24 protein-coding genes, 1 tRNA gene, 2 pseudogenes and 1 other annotated feature are annotated in these 22,901 nt (G+C 40.7%); of the genes and pseudogenes, 12 read left to right on the plus strand and 15 right to left on the minus strand.

The genetic code is table 11. The features are described from left to right. Window positions 1-18: 18 nt before the first annotated feature. Window positions 19-1,908 carry a cell division FtsA domain-containing protein gene (locus tag EFT72_RS15355; RefSeq protein WP_124067804.1) on the minus strand — a complete coding sequence of 630 codons (1,890 nt, stop codon included), beginning with the start codon at window positions 1,906-1,908 and terminating at the stop codon, window positions 19-21. A 146-nt stretch (window positions 1,909-2,054) separates the two neighbouring features. Further along, window positions 2,055-2,576 (minus strand): annotated as a pseudogene (locus EFT72_RS15360) (manganese catalase family protein); the annotation flags it as partial. 117 nt (window positions 2,577-2,693) lie between these two features. Here EFT72_RS15360 and EFT72_RS15365 point away from each other — a divergent pair. Next, window positions 2,694-3,359 (plus strand): DUF3298 and DUF4163 domain-containing protein, encoded by a 666-nt coding sequence (locus tag EFT72_RS15365; protein WP_124067806.1) that lies wholly within the window; start codon window positions 2,694-2,696, stop codon window positions 3,357-3,359. Here EFT72_RS15365 and EFT72_RS19330 read toward each other — a convergent pair. After that, window positions 3,341-3,493 carry a hypothetical protein gene (locus EFT72_RS19330; RefSeq protein ID WP_164473182.1) on the minus strand — a complete coding sequence of 51 codons (153 nt, stop codon included), beginning with the start codon at window positions 3,491-3,493 and terminating at the stop codon, window positions 3,341-3,343. The two genes, EFT72_RS15365 and EFT72_RS19330, sit on opposite strands and share 19 nt — an antisense overlap. Window positions 3,494-3,583: 90 nt before the next feature. On the opposite strand from EFT72_RS19330, the gene EFT72_RS15370 reads away from it, so the two are divergent. Continuing rightward, window positions 3,584-5,038 (plus strand): recombinase family protein, encoded by a 1,455-nt coding sequence (locus tag EFT72_RS15370; protein ID WP_124067807.1) that lies wholly within the window; start codon window positions 3,584-3,586, stop codon window positions 5,036-5,038. Here EFT72_RS15370 and EFT72_RS15375 read toward each other — a convergent pair. From EFT72_RS15375 to ileS, 8 genes and pseudogenes are all read right to left on the minus strand, one after another. After that, window positions 5,032-5,133 (minus strand): annotated as a pseudogene (locus EFT72_RS15375) (manganese catalase family protein); the annotation flags it as partial. The gene EFT72_RS15370 and the pseudogene EFT72_RS15375 overlap by 7 nt on opposite strands. Continuing rightward, on the minus strand, window positions 5,133-5,456 hold the full coding sequence (locus EFT72_RS15380) for a spore coat protein CotJB (RefSeq protein ID WP_124067809.1): 324 nt from the start codon (window positions 5,454-5,456) through the stop codon (window positions 5,133-5,135). The pseudogene EFT72_RS15375 and the gene EFT72_RS15380, both read right to left, overlap by 1 nt. Next, window positions 5,453-6,223, minus strand: coding sequence for a spore coat associated protein CotJA (locus EFT72_RS15385; protein WP_164473183.1), 771 nt, complete (start codon window positions 6,221-6,223; stop codon window positions 5,453-5,455). The genes EFT72_RS15380 and EFT72_RS15385 overlap by 4 nt, the downstream gene beginning before the upstream one ends. 39 nt (window positions 6,224-6,262) lie before the next feature. Next, window positions 6,263-7,597, minus strand: coding sequence for an FAD-dependent oxidoreductase (locus tag EFT72_RS15390; protein ID WP_124067811.1), 1,335 nt, complete (start codon window positions 7,595-7,597; stop codon window positions 6,263-6,265). A gap of 169 nt (window positions 7,598-7,766) precedes the next feature. After that, window positions 7,767-8,222, minus strand: a complete 456-nt coding sequence (locus tag EFT72_RS15395; protein WP_124067812.1) for a CBS domain-containing protein — start codon at window positions 8,220-8,222, stop codon at window positions 7,767-7,769. Between the two features lie 99 nt (window positions 8,223-8,321). Beyond that, window positions 8,322-9,083, minus strand: a complete 762-nt coding sequence (locus tag EFT72_RS15400; protein WP_124067813.1) for a M23 family metallopeptidase — start codon at window positions 9,081-9,083, stop codon at window positions 8,322-8,324. A gap of 40 nt (window positions 9,084-9,123) precedes the next feature. Then, a complete protein-coding gene (locus EFT72_RS15405) occupies window positions 9,124-10,044 on the minus strand; it encodes a SpoIID/LytB domain-containing protein (RefSeq protein WP_243110034.1) in 921 nt (306 codons plus the stop codon). A 96-nt stretch (window positions 10,045-10,140) separates the two neighbouring features. Further along, window positions 10,141-13,257 carry an isoleucine--tRNA ligase gene (gene ileS, locus EFT72_RS15410; RefSeq protein WP_124067814.1) on the minus strand — a complete coding sequence of 1,039 codons (3,117 nt, stop codon included), beginning with the start codon at window positions 13,255-13,257 and terminating at the stop codon, window positions 10,141-10,143. A 47-nt stretch (window positions 13,258-13,304) separates the two neighbouring features. Beyond that, window positions 13,305-13,519 (minus strand) — a binding site (T-box leader). 186 nt (window positions 13,520-13,705) lie between these two features. Between ileS and EFT72_RS15415 the strand changes: the two genes are divergently transcribed. Beyond that, window positions 13,706-15,166 (plus strand): nicotinate phosphoribosyltransferase, encoded by a 1,461-nt coding sequence (locus tag EFT72_RS15415; RefSeq protein WP_124067815.1) that lies wholly within the window; start codon window positions 13,706-13,708, stop codon window positions 15,164-15,166. Between the two features lie 192 nt (window positions 15,167-15,358). Here the strand turns inward: EFT72_RS15415 and EFT72_RS19335 are convergent, their stop codons facing one another. Together EFT72_RS19335 and EFT72_RS15420 are read right to left on the minus strand one after the other, a co-directional pair. After that, entirely contained in the window at window positions 15,359-15,535 is a 177-nt protein-coding gene (locus tag EFT72_RS19335) for a DUF6472 family protein (protein ID WP_164473184.1), read from the minus strand. Between the two features lie 12 nt (window positions 15,536-15,547). Then, on the minus strand, window positions 15,548-16,606 hold the full coding sequence (locus tag EFT72_RS15420; RefSeq protein WP_243110035.1) for an acyltransferase: 1,059 nt from the start codon (window positions 16,604-16,606) through the stop codon (window positions 15,548-15,550). A 146-nt stretch (window positions 16,607-16,752) separates the two neighbouring features. Here EFT72_RS15420 and EFT72_RS15425 point away from each other — a divergent pair. Beyond that, a tRNA-Glu gene (locus EFT72_RS15425) sits at window positions 16,753-16,824 on the plus strand. A 73-nt stretch (window positions 16,825-16,897) separates the two neighbouring features. Here the strand turns inward: EFT72_RS15425 and EFT72_RS15430 are convergent. Continuing rightward, window positions 16,898-17,320, minus strand: coding sequence for a flavodoxin (locus tag EFT72_RS15430; RefSeq protein WP_124067816.1), 423 nt, complete (start codon window positions 17,318-17,320; stop codon window positions 16,898-16,900). A 27-nt stretch (window positions 17,321-17,347) separates the two neighbouring features. Then, window positions 17,348-17,902, minus strand: coding sequence for a DUF3793 family protein (locus EFT72_RS15435; protein ID WP_124067817.1), 555 nt, complete (start codon window positions 17,900-17,902; stop codon window positions 17,348-17,350). Window positions 17,903-18,465: 563 nt separating this feature from the next. Here EFT72_RS15435 and EFT72_RS15440 point away from each other — a divergent pair. The 8 genes from EFT72_RS15440 to EFT72_RS15470 are packed head-to-tail and all read left to right on the plus strand — an operon-like array spanning window position 18,466 to window position 22,895. Further along, a complete protein-coding gene (locus EFT72_RS15440) occupies window positions 18,466-18,750 on the plus strand; it encodes a hypothetical protein (RefSeq protein ID WP_124067818.1) in 285 nt (94 codons plus the stop codon). A 16-nt stretch (window positions 18,751-18,766) separates the two neighbouring features. Then, complete coding sequence (locus EFT72_RS15445) at window positions 18,767-19,111, plus strand: carboxypeptidase regulatory-like domain-containing protein (RefSeq protein ID WP_124067819.1); 345 nt, start codon at window positions 18,767-18,769, stop codon at window positions 19,109-19,111. Continuing rightward, entirely contained in the window at window positions 19,108-20,841 is a 1,734-nt protein-coding gene (locus tag EFT72_RS15450) for a 6-hydroxymethylpterin diphosphokinase MptE-like protein (protein WP_164473185.1), read from the plus strand. Before EFT72_RS15445 ends, EFT72_RS15450 begins: the two co-directional genes overlap by 4 nt. Window positions 20,842-20,864: 23 nt before the next feature. Continuing rightward, complete coding sequence (locus EFT72_RS19340; RefSeq protein ID WP_164473186.1) at window positions 20,865-21,026, plus strand: hypothetical protein; 162 nt, start codon at window positions 20,865-20,867, stop codon at window positions 21,024-21,026. Window positions 21,027-21,055: 29 nt separating this feature from the next. Beyond that, window positions 21,056-21,382 (plus strand): hypothetical protein, encoded by a 327-nt coding sequence (locus EFT72_RS15455; RefSeq protein WP_124067821.1) that lies wholly within the window; start codon window positions 21,056-21,058, stop codon window positions 21,380-21,382. After that, on the plus strand, window positions 21,379-21,708 hold the full coding sequence (locus EFT72_RS15460; RefSeq protein ID WP_124067822.1) for a hypothetical protein: 330 nt from the start codon (window positions 21,379-21,381) through the stop codon (window positions 21,706-21,708). Before EFT72_RS15455 ends, EFT72_RS15460 begins: the two co-directional genes overlap by 4 nt. Next, the gene (locus EFT72_RS15465) at window positions 21,693-21,902 is read left to right on the plus strand and encodes a hypothetical protein (protein WP_124067823.1); all 210 of its coding nucleotides are present in this window, start codon (window positions 21,693-21,695) and stop codon (window positions 21,900-21,902) included. Before EFT72_RS15460 ends, EFT72_RS15465 begins: the two co-directional genes overlap by 16 nt. Before the next feature lie 12 nt (window positions 21,903-21,914). Then, a complete protein-coding gene (locus EFT72_RS15470) occupies window positions 21,915-22,895 on the plus strand; it encodes an NAD-dependent 4,6-dehydratase LegB (RefSeq protein ID WP_124067824.1) in 981 nt (326 codons plus the stop codon). Window positions 22,896-22,901: the final 6 nt, after the last annotated feature.

The raw sequence follows: 22,901 nt of genomic DNA on the forward strand, positions 1-22,901 counted from the left end.
TAGTATTTCCTTCATTCTTTATGATTTTACCTCATAAATCATAATCTGATCCCGATTATGTAACTCCTGTTGAAAATATGCGTTTTCTCCATTCACCGTAAGTACCACCTGTCCAGATACATTCTTTAAATCCAGACCTGAATATTCCAGCATGTCCATTAAAAAGTAAGGACGGTGATCTGGTTTTAATGGGAGTGTCAATGGCTTGTCATTCAGAAAGAAAGCAATCTTCCCCATCTCTTTCGGCAATAAATCATCTGCCGTCTCTGGTTTTTGTTCCACCATATCCCTATCCGTAGAATCTAACAATGGTTGCGATACAATACTATCACCAGAGTTTAATGAAACATCCTCTTTGGTTTCCACTTCGTTAACCAGGGTCCGCATCCCTTCTCTTTGTTTGATCACGTCTGACAGTTTTGCTTTGGCATTTGTCCCATGTTTCGCAGGAATGAATACAATCCAATCTTCTGCATTCACGGTATCAGAAAGTTGGGCCTGTGCCCCATTTAATGTCAGGACAGAAGGTTCTGCCTTCTCTCCATAGAAAACAGTCCTCTTGCCATTTACTTGGACAATTAAGTTCTGGCCGGACCGGCCGATCATATCCTGATAATTGTACCCGTTCATCATTAGAATATCCATAACCGTAAAGCTGCCATTCCGAAAAAGCTTTGCTGGTTTCTCATTTAGCATAACCCGGAATCCTTCATTCACAATATGAAACCCTGCGGAGATCACAATTCCAAGTGGAGTGGCGTATTCTGGATTTTCCAGATCGTATTCGTCGGAGTATGCATTGATCTTAAAATTATTTCCTGCAATGGCAACCCGTTTGGAATCAATCTTCATATATTCTACAATTCCTTCTTTTAATCCCATTAACCGGCTTCCACCACCTGCTAGGAAAACAGCAGAAGGCATTCCTCCGTTCACTTCTAGGATCTTATCCGTAATCTCCTGACACAATCGGGAAGATGCCTCTTTTATGCTTTGAAATACCGCTTCTTTAGTAATGGTCTGCTCAAACCCCATAATATCGGAAAAATGAAGTTCTTCTGCTTCATCAACCTGAGCCTTGATCCTTTCTGCCGTATCAAAATCTACCAGATATTCCTTCATAATGGTTTCCGTAATCTCATCTCCAGCAAGGATTGCCATGGTATACCCCGTAACACTTCCATCCCGGCATACTGCAATATCAGAAGTACCAGCGCCGATATCTACCATCGCCAAATTTAACAGACGGATATTCTGGGGAATCGCTGCGTTGATGGCTGCAATCGGCTCTAGTGTCAGACTTGCGACTTCCAGATTGATTTTATGCATCGCGGCATAAAGACTTTCCACTACTTCTGTTGGGAGAAAGGTGGCAATAATATCTGCTTTCAATAAACGCCCGTGGTGATCGAGTAAATTAGAAATGATATAATTATCCAGATAATATCTACTGACGGTATAGCCCACCAGATAAAACTGACGGTCTGAGTCTCTTCCTTCCCGGTTCATAAAAGCCATCTCAGCTTCACTGATGGCCCCAGCCTCCAGCTTACTGACCGATTCTGCATCGATTTTTCTGGCATTCATAAGATCCAGTTCGTAGGTAACACTTTCCGTACGAAGGGCTCTCCCTGCTGCTGCCACACATACCTTTTCCAGTCTGCACCCCAGCTTTTTCTCTAATCTTTCTTTCACTTCTAACGCTATCTTTGCAACCTGATCGATGTCTTCAATCTGTCCGTCGATCATAGCACGTTTGGTATGCTCGGCCTTCTCTATGGCAACGATATGAATTCTGTCCCCATCCGGCATCCCCACCATGCCGATGATGCTTCTGGTTCCAATATCCAGCGCGAAAATAGCCTGATCTGGAAGTGTGTCTGTCAAAATGCTATTTCTGTTATCCATAAATAATGCCCCTCTTCTTTATTTGTCTTTATTTTACTAGTATAAATAAACTCCGTCAATCGAATAAAGGAAAGTTTTGTTGAAAAAGGAGGGTTTTTAGGACAAAAAGCAGACCGCAGCTCTTTTTTATGCCGCGGTCTGCTTTTTTAACATTTTGTTTTAATATCAAATGCTGGATTAAATGCGTAGAAATTTTTGCTGTCTAAGTGATCCTGGGTTATTCTTAAGCCTTCGCCAAACCTCTGGAAATGTACGATTTCCCGTTCTCTTAAGAAACGAATCGGATCGCAGATTTCTGGATCAGTAATTACACGTAGAATGTTTTCATAGGTGGATCTGGCTTTCTGTTCAGCTGCCATATCTTCCACCAAATCGGTGATGGGATCTCCTTTTGATTGAAATTCACAGGAATTAAACGGAACTCCCCCAGCTGACTGAGGCCAGATTCCAGTGGTATGATCAATATAATAAGGTCCAAAACCAGATTCTACAATCTGTTCCGGTGTCAAGTTTCTAGTCAATTGATGAATGATCGTTGCCACAATTTCTAAATGTGCCAGTTCTTCCGTCCCAATGTCTGTCAAAAGTGCCTTGCATTCTTTATAAGGCATTGCATAACGCTGAGATAAATACCGCATGGATGCACCCATTTCTCCATCTGGTCCCCCTTATGTCAATAACAGAGGATGATAGCACAAAATTTAAATGTGCCAAAAAGCCTCTCACCCGTTCACAGCAGTCGAAATCCCTCATATATTATAACAAACTTCTTTTATGGGGCATTTATGCAAACAGTCTTTGAAAAAACGAGAGCCGATGTCATGATGCAGGGGAATACCCCAGTACTTACTTATACCATAAACTATCCATATTTTACCACCACCTGTAATCCACACGCTTGTTGGAACATTAATTGTTACTATGAAATACAGGCAGATTCTTCCGAACGAAACTGTCGGACTGAATTGTTTCCTCAAGCAGCCCAAAATGGGATGTATGCCGATTACAAACAATTTCCGTTTCGTAGCTACGAATTTTTATCTAACTATGAAATCACATACAATAAAAACTGCATGGTAAGCCTGTTTACAGAAGATTATTCCTATATGGGAGGTGCCCATGGGAATACCATCCGTCAGTCTCAGACCTGGGATTTTCAATCAGGAAATCAGCTGAAACTAAATGACTTTTTTTCTTGCAAAGATTCTTTTACCGAATATATTTTTAAAGAGATAAATCGCCAGATCATAGAACGGTTAAAAGAAAGCCCTTCTTCCTATTTTGACGATTACCCGGTGCTGCTACGTGGCAACTTTAATGTCAATGGATTTTACTTAAAACCGGACGGAATTGTAATTTACTACCAGCAGTACGACATCGCACCTTATGTAACTGGAATCCCTGAATTTTTCATCCCTTTTGAGCCGTGTTTTCATGAGTCACCTCGGTGATATCCAACACGTTCCATCATGCGATCCTGGAGCAAGGCAGAAATGTCCCATTGCTTCTTTTCTGACAAGGATTGAAAACGGATTTTCTCTCCATTTATCTCAATATAGGTTTCTATTTCCGGTTGTCTATTCATATTTTAACCACCTTCCTTGTAAAATGTATGTGACACAGATTGTACCTGTTTCACAATATCTTCTGCATGGTTTTGGAAAGAAGGATGCGTATGAATCAAACAACCGGAATAAAAATTGGAGCCGCTTACATAAGAGTCAGTACCGATGATCAGACCGAACTATCGCCTTCTGCACAACTTCGGGAAATCAAGAAAACGGCAGGAACCGATAAAATTGTAATCCCGAAGGAATACATTTTTATTGAAGAGAAAGGAGTCAGCGGACGCAGGGCAGATAATCGAAAGCAGTTTCAAAAGATGATCTCCATTGCAAAGTCCCAGCCCTCCCCTTTTGAGTATCTATATGTATGGAAATTTTCCCGATTTGCCAGAAATCAAGAAGAAAGCGTTTTTTATAAAAGTGTTTTGCGCAAAAAATGCGGTGTCACCATTAAAAGCGTATCCGAACCAATTATGGAAGGAATGTTTGGACGGTTGATTGAAAGCATCATCGAATGGTTTGACGAATATTATTCAGTTAACTTATCTGGTGAAGTGACAAGGGGGATGACCGAAAAAGCATTGAGAAACGGGTACCAGTCTGCCCCCTGCTTAGGGTACAAGGCAGCTGGTCATGGAAAACCGTTCCTTCTTGTTGAAGAGGAATATCGGATTGTTGAATACCTTCATCAGTCCTACTACGATGGAATGGATCTATCCGCCATCGCCAGAGAGGCCAACAGGCTAGGCTTTTTAACCAAGCGTGGCAGCCCTTTTGATCGTAGATCTGTAGAACGTATCCTGAAAAATAAATTTTATACTGGAACGGTAACTTGGAAAGACATTACCTTTCAGGGAACCCATGAAACCAGAAAAACAGTCACCTCTCTCTTTGATTCCAATCAAATGCGTCTGACACAAAATATCCACCCGCAAAACAGACGGGAAGTTTCCTCCTGCCGTCACTGGGCTTCTGGTCTGATCCAGTGTGGATATTGCGGTGCCGGATTGTCCTATAACAAAGGGAGTCCTTCCGGTCGACCCGCCTGTTTCCAGTGCTGGAAATACACCAAAGGACTACAGAACCAATCCTGCAGCATAACCGTTAAAAAAGCAGAGCATTTGATCCAAAATTCTCTCCGTGAAGTAGTTTCTTCAAAAGAATTTCAATATAAACTTAAGAAACAAGACCTCTGTGAGAACGAAAAAGAAATCACCAGATTAAAAACTGCCTTGTCCAAAAATGAAATGAAATTACAAAAACTTAGAAACGCTTATGAAAGTGGGGTTGATAATTTAGAAGAATATGGATTGGGAAAAGAAAGACTGAATTTGGAGAAACAGGAACTAAAACAGAACCTTATTGCTGCTTTTAACCGTTTAAAATTAGATAACATAAATAAAAAAGAAAACGTATCCTCTCTTAAAACCGTTTCCTCTCTCCTATCTGATCCTGCAATCAGTTCTGACATAAAAGGAAACGCACTTCGAAGTGTCATAAAGAAAATCGTTTATAAGAAAGAGGAAAACAAATTTCAGGTTTACTATTATCTGGATCTGCCATAAGGTCCACCATACTGACTCATGATGAAGGTGGCAATCTTAGGATTGGGAGTTGTTATATTAACGGGATACTGTAATCTTTTTTCATAACTCCACATTACCCACACACTCCTTCCCAAGGCCATGGATCATTCACCCAAGTCCAATAATTTTCATCCATGACACCCTCTACCATTAACGGTCCGCAATTTTCTTCATAGGCCTTGACTGCTTTTTTCCTGAGATCGGATACATAATAAAAATAATTTAATGCATCTTGATCACACGGGTGGGTATCAAGATATAGTACCACATCATTCATAGCAAAGCTGGACTGATATATCTGCATCATTAAGGCATCACAAGTATTCCCACTCCCGACCCCATCACAAGTACAGTCACAGTCACAGTTACAATTACAGTTGCAATTATAATTTTTCATCTTCGACACCCTCCCATCAAAAATGGTTGAAACAGATCCGGGAAGATCGTTCCCATATTGATTGCCACGTCCATAGCATATACATCCTGCCAATGCTGCCATGGTACATATGTCATCCCTACAGGGAACCTTTCTATGTCATTTACATCGGAACATGGATTTGCAGCCGGAGCCCATTTGGGGCATACCTGAGGGGCTGCACCTCTCGTCATATCTGGACACTTCATGGAACAAGGAGGCATCTCTTTCCATTTTTCCATCGCAGGAGATACTCCTTGATCCGGACACCTCATTGGTTTTCCACATACTGGTTTCTCCGGGCATCTCATTGGTTTACAACATACTGGTTTTTCAGGACATTTCATGGGGGCGGGGGATACTCCCTGATCCGGACATCTCATCGGTTTACAACATACCGGTTTTTCCGGGCATTTCATAGGGGCGGGGGACACTCCCTGATCCGGACATCTCATTGGTTTATAGCATACCGGTTTTTCCGGGCATTTCATGGGGGCGGGGGACACTCCCTGATCCGGACATCTCATTGGTTTATGACATTCGCGTCTTTCCGGACATCTCCCCATATAAGTACAAGGGGAGATCCCTTGCTGGCTCATAGTTTCCATGGGGGAGGAATCTGGTGCTGTCCTTGCGGGACCGGAACCAAGAGGCATATCTGGACGAATTACCGTACCAGGGCCCATTGGTGTATCAAGTCCCATATCGGATGCCCAGTCGGAGTTCCGCTGTTTCGTATAACAATCCATAGGATATTTGACTCCTTTCATAATTAAAAAGTTCTAATATCAATCTATGAAGGGAATACCTTGTTGTGCAGGGCCAGAAGAAATTTTCCCATTTATTTCAAAGGAAGAACCATGGCAAGGACATTCCCACCGTTTGTCATATCGATTCCATACCAGACGACAACCCAAATGCGGACAGCAAACCGCTCCTTTTTGCATCCCTTTCGACAACCCCTTGGCGGAAGCAATCCCGTGAAATAAACCAGTTTTCGCTGCCGCTTTTAAATGATGCCTCTGAGGAGAAAACACACCATCATAAGGAGTCTTCTTCCCCATAATCTGCATGCTTAGTATTTTTGCAGCCACCATGGAAGAACTCATCCCCCACTTTCCAAATCCTGTGGCTACATACCAATCGGGGCGAAAGATGGAAAATTTACCAATATATGGCATTCCGTCTAACGTCATGCAATCCTGCGCAGACCATCTTAGAAGTTCCACTGCTCCTGGAAATAGATGCTCTCCCGTCCGCTTCATTGCCGTAAACGGATTTTCCTTTGGAAGTTTACCAGTTCTATGACTCCCATAACCGAGTAAAAGCCGGTCCCCTACTTGTCGAAAGGAATAAGATTTATGGTCAATCCCAAGATACATCCCCTTTAATGAGGCTACTGGCTTCCATTCCGTTACATAGCTTTTTTCCTGATACATTTTGGCAAAATAAAAGCCAGGAACATTTACAAATGGAGAATGACAGGTAAATACCACTTTATCTGCTTTTACCACACCATGATCTGTAATCACTTCGTTGCCCTGCACCTCCAAAACGCGGGTTCGCTCAAATACCGTAAGACCAGCCGACATTGCATCCAAAAATTCCAAGGGATGGAACTGGGCCTGTCTGTCAAATCTCACAGCCCCAAAAACAGAAAACGGCAAATTTGTCTCTCCTGTAAACGAAGCAGGAAGCCCCAGCCGCTTGGCACACTCTGCTTCCCTTCGAAGGATTTCAGATTCCTGTACTGAATATAAATAAGCTTCCGTTTCTTCATAATGACAAGGAATGCCGAAATGGCCGATCAGCTTCCCATACTCTTCTACCGCCAGCTGATTGGCTCTCCCGTATAACCGAGCGGTCTCTTTTCCTACTGTTTTTTCCAGTTTTTGATAAATCAAATTGTGCTGTGAGGTGATTTTAGCTGTTGTAAATCCAGACTGACCGCTTCCAATCCGATCCGCCTCTAATACAACAACATGGACCCCATGCCTTTGTAAATAGAACGCCGTAAGTATTCCCGCCATTCCAGCTCCAATCACCACCACCTCGGTACGTTTGTTCCCCGATAGGTGATTTCTTTTTGGGATACGCACAGATTCCGTCCATATGGATTTCATTGTTTCACACCTCCACCTATATAAAATTTCCACATATTTTTTATTATTCACTTTATTTCCTTAAAAATGCTTCTTTCTCTATTTCCAATTATTTCTAGCTTCTGGGTACCAATTAAATTGTACGAGAAAGAAAAAAACGCTTCCAGCTTACCGCTGAAAACGTCTTTTTTCATATAATTGAGTGAGCTGCTGCTGTCTGGTAAGAAACAGCCTCTGCTTTCACTTTCTGGGACTTGTTATAGAAATAGCGAATGATATCTCTTCGGGTGATGATTCCGATAAAGTTTTTCTGATCATCCACTACAGGGACAAAATTTTGATTCAAAGCCATATCGATCAAACCTTCCATATCGGAATCCGCAGATACCGGACGGTTATCCGATCTTCTGTCTATGGCAGTTACCGTTACATTCTCGGCTTCTTTTAAGTTTAAACTGAATTTATTCTTGATGCCCCATAGCATGTCTCCTTCGGTGATTGTTCCAATATATTTGCCACTTCTGTTAATCACTGGGATGGCAGAATATTTGTGATGTTCCATCTTTTCCAGTGCCTGACGCAGAGAATCATCCTCGTAAATATAAGCCACCTCATTTTTGGGTGTTAAAAAAAACAATATGTTCATAACCACACTCCCCGTCCATTATTCGAGTCTAGTATAGCAGATGAGTCTTAATGGCGTATGAACTTTTTATTATTTTTTTATAACTTTTTGGTGAGCTTTTTACTGCATAAAATTCAGAGGATCAACGGATTTGTCTTCATGGGTCAACTCAAAGAATATGTTTGCACCTTCTACGGAATAATACTTAGTCGGTTCTGCAACATATCCTAAAACCTGTCCTGCTTTTACATATTCATTGTTTACCACCTGCAGCTCCTTCAACTGGCCACAGATTGCAGTATACTGATTGCCCATGTCTAAAACAACGTAATTGCCTATTTCTTCATTCGATCCTATTTTTTGCACTTTTGCATTCGCAGGTGCAACTACCGGTGTGCTGACATCTCCCTGGATTACCACTCCTGGATTGCATTTGTATTGATCCAGAGTTGGGAAATAAATCGTTGAATCCATGCTGTAATCTAGAACAACATTCCCTCTTACTGGCCAGCTCATTCTGGTCCCATCACTAAAGTTAAGTACCAGAGACTTTGCTGCATTTTTGTCTGTTGCCGCTTTTACTACCTGTGTTTTTGTTTCTTTCTGTGCAGTTGCTTTGTTGGAGTCAGCAGCCTGTGTTTTATTCGCTTCATTCTTGACTGCATTAGACTCACCTGCAACTGCCACCTTTTTTTCCTGGGGGGCTGATTCTTCCATCACCATCTTATTCTGATCCGGAACTTTTAAATATGGGCTTTCTCCTCCACTATTTCCTCTTTGAACGGTAATGACCCCTGCTGCAGCTACTATAGTCAGCAGGCCTAGAACCAACAGGACAAGGAATACTTTATCCTTGAACAATTGACTTATTTTTTCCTTCACGTTTATCACCTCGGTAATATTCTTACCAAGAGTGAAAGAGTTATTCAGAAATTAAAACAATATTTTTATAAAAGTATGAAAGAATTTTTTCTGCCTTCCATCCTTGCTCTGCTTTGCATTTTGCTCCATACTGACTTAAACCATACCCATGCCCAATTCCTTGGCATACAGCCCTGATTTCTCCTTCGTATTCTTCAAAGCCATACGAAGCGGAAGGAAGTAAAAGTGCGTATTGAACCTCCTCCCCTGTAAACACACGAGTTCCAATCTGAATCTGTTTTACATAACCGCTCTCGTCCCGTTCTACGATCTGGATGCTCTGGGGAATCTGGTCTACTGTTACCAAATCTTCCTGGCTGATCTGATTGATTTTTTTAACAAACTCATCTTTTTTTAATGGAATCACAGTCACATATCCTTCTGCTTCCACATCTTTTTTACTTTCTACTCCCTCCAAATAAGGGTGGATCTCATCCCCCGTCCGAGTCTTTCCAGTACTTGCTCGATGAAACAGAGGATCAATCAGCTTACCCTCATATGTAATTACCATTCGATTCGTCGAACGAACTGCTTCCTCGATCGCCTGATAGCTGGTTACAAAAGATTCGCTGCCCCACATTTTTTCCATCTGCTTCTCCTCTAAGTACTCCATATGAAGGTTTGACTCTTTTATTTCATCCTGCCCATCCATTTTGCCGTAAATATAAGTTCTGGCAATGATCGCCTGTGCTCTTAACGCCTCCGTCCCGTAGTCCACGGGAATCTGCTTTGCAACTACGCCCGGTAAAAATTCTTCCACATCCAGATAGGATTCTCCTCCTTTCCGATCAAGAATCACCCGTTTTCCGCTGGATGTCATCGGTATTTTCCCTTTTTCTTCCACCTTTCCTGTCCAGGCAAGGGTAATGACAAATGGAACCAACAACGCAAGCAAACATACGAGGACTGCCTTTTTTAACAATCGCTCCACCTCTTTCTAATTTTGTACCATTGGTTCAATATATGTAAAAAAGCGCCCCGGAATCACTTCCTGGACGCTTTTGAATTCTTAACTTTATTATATTGAAACCTTTTCTACCCCTAAGGTAACCAGTTCCCCATTGATATTCCATTCCTTGGTATATCCTGAGACTTGATTTAGTTCTATATGGTCTGCAAGTACTTCACTTTTAATCTCTTCTTCATGCGTTTTAAAAATTTCGCTGATCTTATCGTTATCTTTACAAGATAGAACGATGTGATCGGTCACTTCAAACCCAGCTTCTTTTCGCATTGTCTGGATTTTGCTGATCAATTCTCTTACAAATCCCTCAGCTAACAACTCTGGAGATAAAGTTGTATCCAAAACTACGGTTATGGTGTTATCCCCTTCAGACACAAACCCTTCTGTCTGAGCGGTATCAATGAGGAGATCTTCTTTCGCAAGCACAACTTCTGTTCCTCCAAATGAGAAGGTCAGAGCACCTTTTTCATTTAAAGCATCCATGGCTTCATTCCCATTGAGTTTTGAGAGTGCTTTTTTAATATCTCCCAGCTGTTTCCCGTATTTTGGACCTACGGTTTTTAACTGTGGTTTAAAGCTGTAGGATGTAAATTCCCGAACGTCATTGGTAAACGTTACTTTTTTGACATTCAGTTCTTCTTCCATGATCTCTAAATAAAATTCAGGGAGACCGTGAGGTGCTTTTACATACATCTGACCGATGGGCTGACGATTTTTAATATTCGCCGTATTTCTTGCTGAACGACCCATCACTACAATCTTTAGTACCTCATCCATATTTTCTTCCAGTTGTTTATCAATTCTTTTTTCATCTACCACCGGATAGTCACATAGATGAATGCTTTGGGGCGCTTTCTTATCCACACTGCAAACCAGATTCTGATAAATCTGCTCGGTTAAAAAAGGAATCATAGGAGCCGCTGTCTTTGATACGGTAACAAGTGCAGTATAAAGTGTCATATAAGCATTGATCTTATCTTGTTCCATCCCCTTTGCCCAGAAACGTTCCCTGCTTCTGCGGACATACCAGTTACTCATATCATCAACAAATTCCTGAAGTGCTCTGGCTGCTTCTGGGATCTGATATCCTAAAAGATAAGAGTCTACCTGTTTGATCAGTGTATTCAACTTAGATAGCAACCACTGATCCATAACCGGAAGTGTCTCTTCATCTAGTTGATATCTGGTGGGATCAAATTCATCTATATTTGCGTAAAGCACAAAGAAAGCGTAGGTATTCCATAAAGTTCCCATAAATTTACGCTGACCTTCTGTAACCGCTTTCCCATGAAAACGATTGGGTAACCATGGAGCACTGTTTACATAGAAATACCAGCGAATGGCATCCGCCCCATAAGTCTCAAGTGCATGAAACGGATCCACTGCATTTCCCTTTGACTTACTCATCTTCTGTCCATTTTCATCCTGCACATGCCCCAACACGATAACGTTTTTATAGGGTGCTTTATTAAAGATCAGAGTTGAAATCGCAAGCAGGGAATAAAACCATCCTCTTGTCTGGTCCACTGCTTCTGAAATAAAGTCTGCTGGAAACTGTTTTTCAAATAAGTCTTTGTTTTCAAATGGATAGTGATGCTGTGCAAATGGCATAGAACCAGAATCAAACCAACAGTCGATAACTTCCGGTACCCGTTTCATCTGTTTGCCACATGTTTCACAAGTAATGGTCACTGCATCAATATAGGGACGATGAAGTTCTATGTCATCCGGGCAGTTTTTAGACATCTGTTTTAGTTCTTCGATGCTGCCGATGGAATGCTGATGACCACATTCACACTCCCATACGTTAAGTGGAGTTCCCCAATAACGGTTTCTGCTGATTCCCCAGTCCTGTACATTGGTCAGCCAGTCACCGAAGCGTCCTTTTCCTATGCTTTCAGGAATCCAGTGAATAGTATTATTATTACGGATCAAATCCTCTTTTACATCTGTCATCTTGATAAACCAGGACTCTCTTGCATAATAAATGAGTGGGGTATCGCATCTCCAACAGTGAGGGTAACTATGCTCAAACAACGGAGCAGAGAACAAAAGACCTCTTTCCTCTAAATCCTTTAATACCAGTGGATCTGCCTTTTTGCAAAACGTACCCGCCCATTTCGTTTCTTCGGTCAACTCTCCAGCGCCATTTACCAACTGAACAAATGGAAGGTCATACTTTCTGCCTACCTTAGAATCATCTTCACCAAATGCAGGAGCGATATGGACCACTCCGGTTCCATCGGTTAAAGTAACGTAGGAATCACAGGTAACAAAATATGCTTTCTTGTCTGGTTTTACAAAATCAAACAAAGGCTCGTATTCCTTAAATTCCAAATCTTTCCCCACGTATCGCTCCAAAACCGTGTACGATTCTTCTAATACTTTATCGCAGAGTGCTTCTGCCAGATAGTAGGTATAGTTCTCGGTCTTCACTTTCACATAAGCCTCATCTGGATTCACACACAAAGCAACGTTAGATGGAAGCGTCCATGGAGTTGTGGTCCATGCAAGAATATAGGCATCTTCTCCCTTTACTTTAAATCTTGCAATCGCTGAATGTTCCTTCACATCCTTATACCCCTGCGCTACTTCATGACTGGAAAGGGGCGTTCCACAACGGGGACAGTAGGGAACGATCTTAAACCCTTTGTATAGCAAACCTTTATCCCAGATCTGCTTCAGTGCCCACCATTCAGACTCAATAAAGGAATTATCATACGTGACATAAGGATCATCCATATCCGCCCAGAAACCTACGGTTTTCGAAAAATCTTCCCACATCCCTTTGTAGTTCCAGACACTGTCCTTGCAATATTTGATAAATGGCTCTAAGCCATATTCTTCAATCTGATCCTTGCCATCTAGTCCCAATTTTTTCTCTACTTCCAATTCTACAGGAAGTCCATGGGTATCCCAGCCAGCCTTTCGGGGTACGTCATATCCCTTCATGGTACGGTATCTTGGAATCATATCCTTAATGACACGAGTTAGTACATGACCAATATGAGGCTTCCCATTGGCAGTGGGTGGACCATCATAAAACGTATAGGTTTCTGCATCCTTCCGGTTTTCCATGCTCTTTTTAAAGATTTCCTGATCCTCCCAGAACTCATAAACCTCTTTTTCTCTCTCCACAAAATTTAAGTCAGTAGGGACTTTTTTATACATCGTTTGAGACCTCCATTTACTATGAGATAAAAAAACCTCCGTCCCGCAATCAGGACGAAGGCTTAATCTTCGTTATACCACCTAATACCGCATACCAGCATATGCTTTTCCTTAACGCAGAACTACGTCCGGACCTACTAAAATACGTTCAGCCGGAAACTCAGGAGTGATGTTCGAATCCCGATTACTCTCACCAGGCTTCCACCATCCCCGGCTCTCTTTGGATTTCATTCAGATCTACTGTCTCCATCAAAGTTTTTCTTTTCTAATATGAAGTTATATGTTTCTCATTATAGGTTTCTTATTATGAAATGTCAAGTTATTTAATCTTGATTTATAGGAAACATAAAGATAGGACCATACTTTGTTATTTTTTTATCAATGCCATTGTTTTTTTGTAAATATATGGTATAATATGCGAAAACAAGTTGTAAAAAGGAGAAACAATATGAGTCAGCGCAATTTAACTTTATTAACGGATCTCTATGAGTTGACCATGATGCAAGGCTACTTTAGAGAAAAAGATGCCAACGAGACCGTAATTTTTGACGCTTTTTACCGCAGCAATCCAGGTGGGAACGGGTATGCGATCTGCGCTGGCCTCCAACAAGTCATCGACTACATCAAAGAACTCAAATTTTATACGGATGATGTGGACTATTTAAGAACCACTGGTCTATTTGAAGAAGATTTTTTGGAATACCTGCTTCATTTTAAATTTTCCGGCGATATCTATGCCGTCCCAGAGGGAACGGTCATATTCCCTCGGGAACCTCTTATAAAAGTGATCGCTCCCGTCATGGAAGCACAGTTGATTGAAACCGCTCTTTTAAATATCATCAACCATCAAAGTCTGATTGCCACAAAAGCCGCCAGAGTCGTCTATGCGGCCGCTGGAGATGGGGTTATGGAATTTGGACTACGTCGCGCCCAGGGTCCTGATGCCGGAATCTACGGAGCCCGTGCAGCCATGATTGGTGGATGCATTGGAACCTCCAACGTGTTAGCTGGAAAAATGTTTCAGGTGCCTATTAAAGGGACACATGCCCATAGCTGGATTATGAGTTTCCCCGATGAGCTAACTGCTTTTCGCAGGTATGCACATCTATATCCACAAGCATGCATCCTTTTGGTTGACACATATGATACCTTAAAATCTGGAGTCCCTAACGCAATCAAAGTATTTGAGGAGATGAAAGAAGCCGGTATTGCACTTACCAATTACGGCATCCGCTTAGATAGCGGAGATCTTGCCTATTTATCCAAAAAAGCAAAAAAAATGCTGACAGAAGCAGGGTTTCCCGATGCTGTCATATCCGCTTCGAATGACCTTGATGAAACCCTGATCAACAGCTTAAAGATACAGGGCGCTGCAATTAATTCCTGGGGCGTTGGCACCAATATGATCACCTCCAAAGACAGTCCCTCTTTTGGTGGCGTGTACAAACTAGCTGCACTGATGGATAAACAGACCGGAACGTTTATTCCGAAGATTAAACTTTCAGAGAATGCAGAGAAAATCACCAATCCAGGAAACAAAAACATCAAGCGAATTTATAGCAAAGAGACGGGTAAAATCATCGCAGATCTTATCTGTCTTAATGGGGAGCATTTTGAAGAGAAGCACTCCCTGCTGCTGTTTGATCCCATTGAAACGTGGAAAAAGACTCACCTCGCACCAAACACCTATACCATTCGGGAACTTCTCGTTCCTGTCTTTCAGGATGGAACCTGTGTCTATGAATCTCCAGCCGTCATGGACATTCAGGAATACTGCAAGAAAGAATTAGATACATTATGGGAAGAATCCAGGCGACTTGTAAATCCTCACGAGGTGCATGTAGACTTATCAAACGAGCTTTGGAATATGAAAAAGCAGTTGTTGGACAACTATCATTTTGGCGCATAATACCACCGTTTCATTGTTCACAATCTAGTCATAATATTGTTACAACCCGGACAAATTTACTTCATAATTAACAGATATAATTTAATTATCAGAAAGAGATGTTGCCAACATACTTTTAGATAAGAATTTTTTTCATAATTGCCGGTGTTCCTCGTGGAATACCGGCTCCTCCCTTTTCTGGGGCTTTTTTCCTTATATTTGTTTTTTTACAATCGCATAATCGTCTCCAAATTTAAAATAAGGACAGCCCTGACTCCGGTCGTTGAATAATCGCATCTGGTCATCCTCATCTAACTGAATCTCGCATTCATAACATTCATATTCTTCTTTGTACCGATAATACAGGCAGTAATCACAACTACTTTTCATAAAGTTTTACCCTCATTTCCGATTCGTTTTGTCTAATTTTCTTAATCCCCATATTATAAAGTGAATCACAGTTCCATCTAAGATCCAGGCCACAGCCAGAGATAAGATAAAAGTGAGCGCTGTTTCAAATAAGATGCGGGGGACATAATAATGCCTGAGGAACAATCGTTCTGTAATTTTACCTGCCACCTCTCCCAATATTAAATAGTGAATGAGATACACCGAAAAACTAAATCGGCTGATAAAACCAGTGATTTTACAAAGAACTTTATTCTTACAATCTCCAGAAATTTCAAATAGCCAGAAAATAGACAGAGATATGGCAATCATCGTTGGTGCCAGATCATGGATCCCAGGAGCAAAGTACGGCGTGAAACATTTTTGTAGCATGGTAATAAGAAAACCAGTAAGTCCTAGGATTCCAAACATCAAGTACGGACGTCCATGATACAATCGTTTCACCCCATATCCAAGGACAAAATAAATGAACCACCCTTTAAAAATCATATACTGCAAACTCTCTTCCACAGAAAATCCCAGCTCAGGCAGATAAAGAAGAATCGACTGGACAACCAAGATCAATACAAGAAATAATTTGAGTTCTCCATCACTCATGGCGTGAAACATACGTGCTAGAAAGGGAGTACAAAGATAGAGTGCCAGTATTACATACATAAACCATAGATGGGGAGCCATTGGTATGGTCCCCGTCATTAAAGCCTTTAACCACCTGCCAATATGTACGAAAAACCCAACCGTATCCTGGCCTAGATACACTTTATAATACCAGTAATAGATCCCACTGTAACAGGCAAAAGGAACCAAAATCATCTGGATTCGTTTTTTATAGAACCGTAAAATATCCTCTGTATGAGAAGAAAGAAGAAACAACCCACTCAACATAAAATAGATCCCTACAAAAGACAAAAGAACCGGCAACAGCGCAGCAGAGAAAACCCACTGTCCAGTACTCGTTGATTCAGCCGGAATGGCATGTACCATAATAATTGCCACAACTGCCAAAGACCTTAGATGGTCGTATTTTACTTCACGTCTTTTTGATTCCAACATGACTGCACTCCTCTTTCTCTTATTTATGAAAGAGTATAGCATAGTCAGACCTTTTTTGACAAATTTATTATTTTTTTAAAAAAGTGTAGACAAACAGATCTTCCTATGGTATTATAATGAAGCTGTCAGAAACGACAGAGACGAAAGGCCTATTGGTCAAGCGGTTAAGACACCGCCCTCTCACGGCGGAATCCCGAGTTCGATTCTCGGATAGGTCATACATATCAGAAAGCCCTGCTCCTTTTCGATAAAGGTTCAGGGCTTTCTGTTTTTTATGTACTTTTTAGATGGTTATGCCAATGCCTTCCCAAGCTCTTTGCACTGGTTTTTTCCTTCGTCATCTGGTTCGTTGTTACAAATCACACTTTCATACACCAGCTCTGCACCTGCCTCTTTGCACTGTTCTTCCCAGGTTCTCATCCATTCTCCATCTCCCCAGCCATAAGATCCAAACAGCGCCAATTTTTTCTTTAAAAACTTATCCTTACAGGTTTGAAACATGGGATCAAATTCACTTTCTTCTAATTCCTCATTCCCCATAGAAGGACATCCAAAAGCAACCGCATCGTATTGGTCCATCTGATCCCCACCAAATTGTGCTGCCTGAATCAGAGTTGCTTTTGCACCAGCCGCTTTTGCACCTTCTAACACTTGATTTGCCATTTCTTCTGTATTCCCAGTTCCACTCCAATAAACAACTGCAATTTTACTCATATTTTCTACCTCTTTTTATTTATTTGTTCAGACAGCTACGGTTAGCTGCCAGACAGTTCTTCCGTTTTGCCATAGCTTTGCATAAATATCTTTGCACTTTTTGTATTTGGCAAATCGTTTGACCGCCTCGCACTCATTGCAATATACTTTCCAGCACCCCAGACAGATACAGTTTTTTCCAGCATGTGTTATAAAACCAATTACATCCAAAAGCGGATAGCCAAGAAAAATCCCTATTTCGTGAGGAAATGTTTTTTCCTGCTTCAAACGCACTTTTAACCTCAATAAGGCAGCCTCTACGCTTAAATTCTCGTATCCGTAATTTTTAAGAAAACAAGAAACTCCAGGTTTATTAAGATCCTGAATCAATTGCTTTTTTCTATAAACATAGATAAGTGCCTTATTCTGCTGTCTGCATAGTATTGTCAATGAAATCCCTTTCTCTCCCAACTGACTATTTAATCTATCAAACTGTTCCATAAATTCAACTTCCGATGCCACGGTATGGTTAAACAGACTTGCTGACTTTAATGACGCGAGTGTTGGGGAGCAATATTCGATTAGATGTCTTTCTAGTAACATAGGAATACCTCCAGGTTTTATTTACGTTCCCATAATCCTGTCAAATATTGCCACTTGACGTTCAGGGCTGCTCTGGTTAGTTTTGGCTAACTAATAATAAAATACCATACTTTTTGAATCCAATCAACCCTTTCTATGCTTTATGGGAATTTTTATCTATAGAAGTAGTATCTGCAATAAAGGATAGCTTATATTTCCAATTTTTGTCAGAAATTCTTTATATATTTCACTTTAATTTTATAACGTAGTCAAAATTCCTTCATATTTTTCAGGTATTATAAGAATAGAAACATAAAAAATACAGAGCAGTCAGAGTGCTGTCATACATATGTTTTACTAAGTCGGTAGAGTTGCGGGTTAACTTCTTTGCCGGCTCAACCCAACAATCAGACTGGATTCCCTGATTATGAATCCAGGATTTAAATATAGTAAAGTAAGCCTAAGTTGTTATTCCAAACTTAGGCTTGCTTTTTTTATTCGGGGCTTATTCACTTTTTTCAAACCAATACATATGATATATAAGAAATACGTATTTCTAATCCGCCATAAAGGGGGGCTTTATTATGGCAAATTATAGACCACTTGTAAAAACCATAGGATCCGCATCCGCTGTTTCAGGAGAACTTGTTTCTGCCAATATTTCTACAACAAGCTGGGGACTTTTACTGGTAAGAGGAACCGCTTTATTTAGCAATACCGTTTTACCTAGTGGCGCAGTTGCTGTTTGGGAAAGTACAAATCCCACCACAGCATCTCCCGATCGTATCACATTTTCAAATGCAAATGCGAACTACGGAATCACCTGCCGAGCTGGAGTACAGCTGGTATTAAAATTCTACTCACAATAATAAATAGGAGGGTGCCATGAACTTTTATTCCATTGACACCCTCAACAAAGGAGGGGAGAAATTGCCAAAACTACATTTTACCGGCTGCCAAATCATCTGCTCCAAAGTTGTGACAGCCGATGTAACCTTAAAGTATGACAGATTTTTAATTACGGGAATCGTTTATAGTCCCACAGGAGTACCACTTCCGAAGGCAGCCGTGTTGATACGGGTGATCGATGAAGATTCGTCTGACTGTGAGATTACTTTGGGTGTGACGTTTACCCTTTCCGATGGTTCTTATGGAATCTCTCTTCCAAAAATCACCGGAAAACGGTACCAATTAATTGCATATGCAGACCAGTCATGGAGGGAACTATGAAAAAGTGCAAAACATCCGATGGCTTCCATGTCTATCGCATTCACCGGAATCATCGGTTTTACTATCTGGCAGACAGACATGATTACAAACAAGAAATCACGAATCTTACCAATACACTAAGTGGCTTAACCTTTGATTCCATTGTATTTCTCTTTGGAATTGATACTGGAGCTTATTTGGAAGATTTAAAAAAACTTTTATGCGCCCAGAACCAGGTATTTATATTCGAACCCAATCATTGTGTTTATCAAAAATATAATTCTGATCTGGGAAATCATATACAGTTAATTTATTACGAAGAAAAAGAAGTGAAAAAAAAATTTCATGATACGATACAATTTAAAAATATAAACCACATTTATTTTTACGCCTTTGGTAATTACAAACGAATTTATCAAAAGGAATATGACTCTTTAATCCGACACCTGGACTGGACCATGTTAAATGCCACTTCCCAAATAGATTTGGCAAAACGGTTTCAAACTGTATTTATAAAAAATATGATTGCAAATATGGACATTGTAACCCACTCCACTCCCATTCACAACTATTTATTTACCAATGTGGATGTACCTGCAATTGTTGTATCTGGAGGTTCTTCCTTAGATCAAAATTTAAAAGACATGGTCAAATACAGGGATAAATTAAAAAACTTCTTCATTATTACTGGCACCAGAACGGTAGACGCATTGATTTCTAGTGGCATCCAGCCTGACCTTATCGTTTCTGTCGATCCGGTAAATGCCAACTACGAAATGATGAAACATCATCTCGATCTTCCCGTCCCTCTCGCCTATTACGAGTATAGCAACCGCTATCTGCTTCGAGAATACCAGGGGGAAAAAGTGTTTCTCTCTCTTTTGTTCTCCAAAATCTTAATCGGATATCAGCATTTAAAAGGAGTTTATTGCGGCGGTTCTGTCGCTCATGCCTGCATTGACATTGTGAATTTGCTGGGCTGCTCTCCCATCTTTTTCATCGGTCAGGATTTTGCATACACCAACCATAAGCATCATGCAGACAGTGCAACCTTTCCCTATGACAGCAGCTTAAAATACAAAACACAGATATCCGTAAAAGACATCTACGGCAATCAGACTGGAACCACCATTACGCTAGATCATTTTCGTAAAAATTTAGAATCCTATATAACCAAGTACAAAGACCAGTCCAGAGTCCAGTTCTACAACTGTTCTTATGGGGCCGTAATCGAGGGTGCTCCTCACAAAGAAATAAAAGAAGTATTAGAAACCATTTCTTTTTCTGGTACTAAAACCCCTCTAACCACAAGTCACGATCTAGTTTTTCCCAGTGAAGAAATGATTACTACCTTATTGGATTATATCAATGACACGTTAACAAAAGCGAGCCAGGGACTAGAATTAACCAGTCAGATCCTTTCTGAACATCAGAACAAATCTCTCTTAAAAATTCCGGATGACGATTTGGATCTGCAAAAAATTCTATATATTTTGCAAATTGTAAACAATTTTGAAAACAACCCAATCAGCCGTTTTTTCGGAGGCTATTTGACCGAATTTTTATATGAAATGAAAGAAAAAAACAGCTCCATGCTTGCAAAGGATTATGATAAGTTAACTTCCAACCTACAATACCAGGCTGGATTCTTCCATGCGTACTTTGAGCTGCTAACCAAGATACTTTTAGAGATAAAGGAAACCACACTTTTAACGGTATCAGAATTCTACCCGTCGCATATAGTTAAGTAATCAAGTGAAAAAGAGGGATTGATATGGAACCTAAATTTGAGGACAATAAAATTGACAGTAGCTACAAGGAAATAAAAGTCAATAAAATGATCGTAAACGGGAGAGAACAAGAAGGAAATATTATCCATGCAGAAGACACCAAAAATGTTCAGGAATTAAACGTAACCGTATATACACAATCATGAATGAATAAAAAGGGGGAAAGAGAAGGATCATGGACTATGTAAATAAAAATTCTTTCTGCGTCAATGGTAACAGACTAAACCCTTTGAAAGAAAATCATTTTAACTTTCATTTGTCACGGAGAGATTTCCAAATTATCAAAGGCACCGTATACAGCCCTATCAAGATTCCCTGCAGCCATACCGTCTTGCAGGTATCGGAAATTGATTGTGACACCCACAAAAAAAGATTGCTGGGCTATACGCTCACAGATGATAATGGAAATTATCTGATATCAATGAAAGCAAAACCCTATAAAAATTATGAAATCACGATTTTTACCCCTCTTATAACAAACAAAAAGGAGGCTGCCTGTTGAGTGGCTATCAAGAAATCGTACTTTCGCCAGAAAATTTCAAAAACAAAAATACCATACAAGCAGCCATCCTGTTAGAATCTCCATGTGATGTGCTGCTGACTGGTACCGTTTATAACATCAACTGCGAATGCGTTGAAGGTGCAGTCGTCCAAATAACGGAAATTTCCCGTGGAAATCAAAGAAAGAACTTAGGTTTTGTTATCACAAACCTGTTGGGAGAATTTGCTGTTTCGGTAAAAAACAATAAAACGGTTAGTTACCAACTTGATATCTACGAACCACTTTTTCCAATTGATAAGGGGGGAGAGGAATGGAACACGCAATAGTCAAAGGATTTGTTCGATACACAAACCGCAATCCAGCTAGTGAGGTAATCGTAATTCTGGAGAAATTAAACGAAGATCAACAGGGGATTTATCTAAACTATACGTTGACAAATCGTCGGGGAGAATTTTGTTTTTTTATTCCAGATAAAACATGTACATATTGCATCAAAGTGTTTGATAATCATCATATTTAAAGGGGGCATTCTATGAAAAAGGTACTGGTTACCGGTGCCGACGGCTTCATTGGAAGCCATCTGACAGAAACACTAATCCATAACGGGTACCAGGTAAGAGCATTTACCTGCTACAATTCATTTGGAAGTTTTGGGTGGCTTGATACTTTGCCGGAAGTTATCCGGGAAGAGATTGAAATAATACCAGGGGATATCCGGGATCCAAATGGGGTAAGGGATGCTGTAAACGGAATGGACTCCATCTTTCATCTCGCTGCTTTGATTGCCATCCCATACAGCTACCATTCCCCGGATTCCTATGTAGATACAAATATCAAAGGAACCTTAAACGTATTGCAGGCAGCAAGAACCCTTGAAACGAACCGAGTACTAATCACATCCACCTCAGAAGTCTATGGAAGTGCACAATACGTTCCCATTGACGAGAATCACCCTTTATGCGGACAGTCCCCCTATGCAGCAACCAAAATCGGTGCGGACCAACTAGCTGGGTCTTTTTATCGTAGCTATTCTCTCCCTGTCACCATTGTACGTCCATTTAATACATATGGGCCCAGACAATCCCAAAGGGCCGTAATCCCTTCCATCATCGGACAACTGCTTTCTGGTGTAGAGCAAATACAGTTAGGCAGTCTTACTCCCACCAGAGATTTTAATTATGTAATGGACACAGTCAATGGATTTGTAGAAATTGAACGCTCCAGTCAGACCATTGGCGAAACCATCAACATTGCCAGTCAACAGGAAAGTACCATCAAATACCTGGCAGAAGAACTGATCCGACAGATTAATCCCAATGCAAAAATTATAATTGACAACCGCAGAATCCGTCCAGAAAAAAGTGAAGTAACCAGATTGCTCGGCTCTAGCCTAAAGTTAAAGAGTCTGACAGACTGGAAACAAGAATATCCGCTATCTCTTGGTCTGGAAAAAACCATCCAGTGGATGAAAACCCATAAAAAATGGAATGAAACCGGATATTATCGTCTCTAGCATGGA

The sequence above is a fragment of the Clostridium sp. E02 genome, assembly GCF_003833015.1.
In the GTDB taxonomy this organism is placed as follows: Bacteria; Bacillota; Clostridia; order Lachnospirales; family Lachnospiraceae; genus Lacrimispora.

Coding starts and splice junctions, on each gene's coding strand:
- EFT72_RS15445 (WP_124067819.1), top strand. CDS start 18,767: ATGAACTTTTATTCCATTGACACCCTCAACAAAGGAGGGGAGAAATTG.
- EFT72_RS15355 (WP_124067804.1), bottom strand. CDS start 1,908: ATGGATAACAGAAATAGCATTTTGACAGACACACTTCCAGATCAGGCT.
- ileS (WP_124067814.1), bottom strand. CDS start 13,257: ATGTATAAAAAAGTCCCTACTGACTTAAATTTTGTGGAGAGAGAAAAA.
- EFT72_RS15455 (WP_124067821.1), top strand. CDS start 21,056: ATGGACTATGTAAATAAAAATTCTTTCTGCGTCAATGGTAACAGACTA.
- EFT72_RS15365 (WP_124067806.1), top strand. CDS start 2,694: ATGCAAACAGTCTTTGAAAAAACGAGAGCCGATGTCATGATGCAGGGG.
- EFT72_RS15370 (WP_124067807.1), top strand. CDS start 3,584: ATGAATCAAACAACCGGAATAAAAATTGGAGCCGCTTACATAAGAGTC.
- EFT72_RS15390 (WP_124067811.1), bottom strand. CDS start 7,597: ATGAAATCCATATGGACGGAATCTGTGCGTATCCCAAAAAGAAATCAC.
- EFT72_RS15430 (WP_124067816.1), bottom strand. CDS start 17,320: ATGAGTAAAATTGCAGTTGTTTATTGGAGTGGAACTGGGAATACAGAA.
- EFT72_RS19340 (WP_164473186.1), top strand. CDS start 20,865: ATGGAACCTAAATTTGAGGACAATAAAATTGACAGTAGCTACAAGGAA.
- EFT72_RS15415 (WP_124067815.1), top strand. CDS start 13,706: ATGAGTCAGCGCAATTTAACTTTATTAACGGATCTCTATGAGTTGACC.
- EFT72_RS15450 (WP_164473185.1), top strand. CDS start 19,108: ATGAAAAAGTGCAAAACATCCGATGGCTTCCATGTCTATCGCATTCAC.
- EFT72_RS15440 (WP_124067818.1), top strand. CDS start 18,466: ATGGCAAATTATAGACCACTTGTAAAAACCATAGGATCCGCATCCGCT.
- EFT72_RS19335 (WP_164473184.1), bottom strand. CDS start 15,535: ATGAAAAGTAGTTGTGATTACTGCCTGTATTATCGGTACAAAGAAGAA.
- EFT72_RS15435 (WP_124067817.1), bottom strand. CDS start 17,902: ATGTTACTAGAAAGACATCTAATCGAATATTGCTCCCCAACACTCGCG.
- EFT72_RS19330 (WP_164473182.1), bottom strand. CDS start 3,493: ATGAATAGACAACCGGAAATAGAAACCTATATTGAGATAAATGGAGAG.
- EFT72_RS15470 (WP_124067824.1), top strand. CDS start 21,915: ATGAAAAAGGTACTGGTTACCGGTGCCGACGGCTTCATTGGAAGCCAT.
- EFT72_RS15380 (WP_124067809.1), bottom strand. CDS start 5,456: ATGAAAAATTATAATTGCAACTGTAATTGTAACTGTGACTGTGACTGT.
- EFT72_RS15395 (WP_124067812.1), bottom strand. CDS start 8,222: ATGAACATATTGTTTTTTTTAACACCCAAAAATGAGGTGGCTTATATT.
- EFT72_RS15385 (WP_164473183.1), bottom strand. CDS start 6,223: ATGGATTGTTATACGAAACAGCGGAACTCCGACTGGGCATCCGATATG.
- EFT72_RS15465 (WP_124067823.1), top strand. CDS start 21,693: ATGGAACACGCAATAGTCAAAGGATTTGTTCGATACACAAACCGCAAT.
- EFT72_RS15420 (WP_243110035.1), bottom strand. CDS start 16,606: ATGTTGGAATCAAAAAGACGTGAAGTAAAATACGACCATCTAAGGTCT.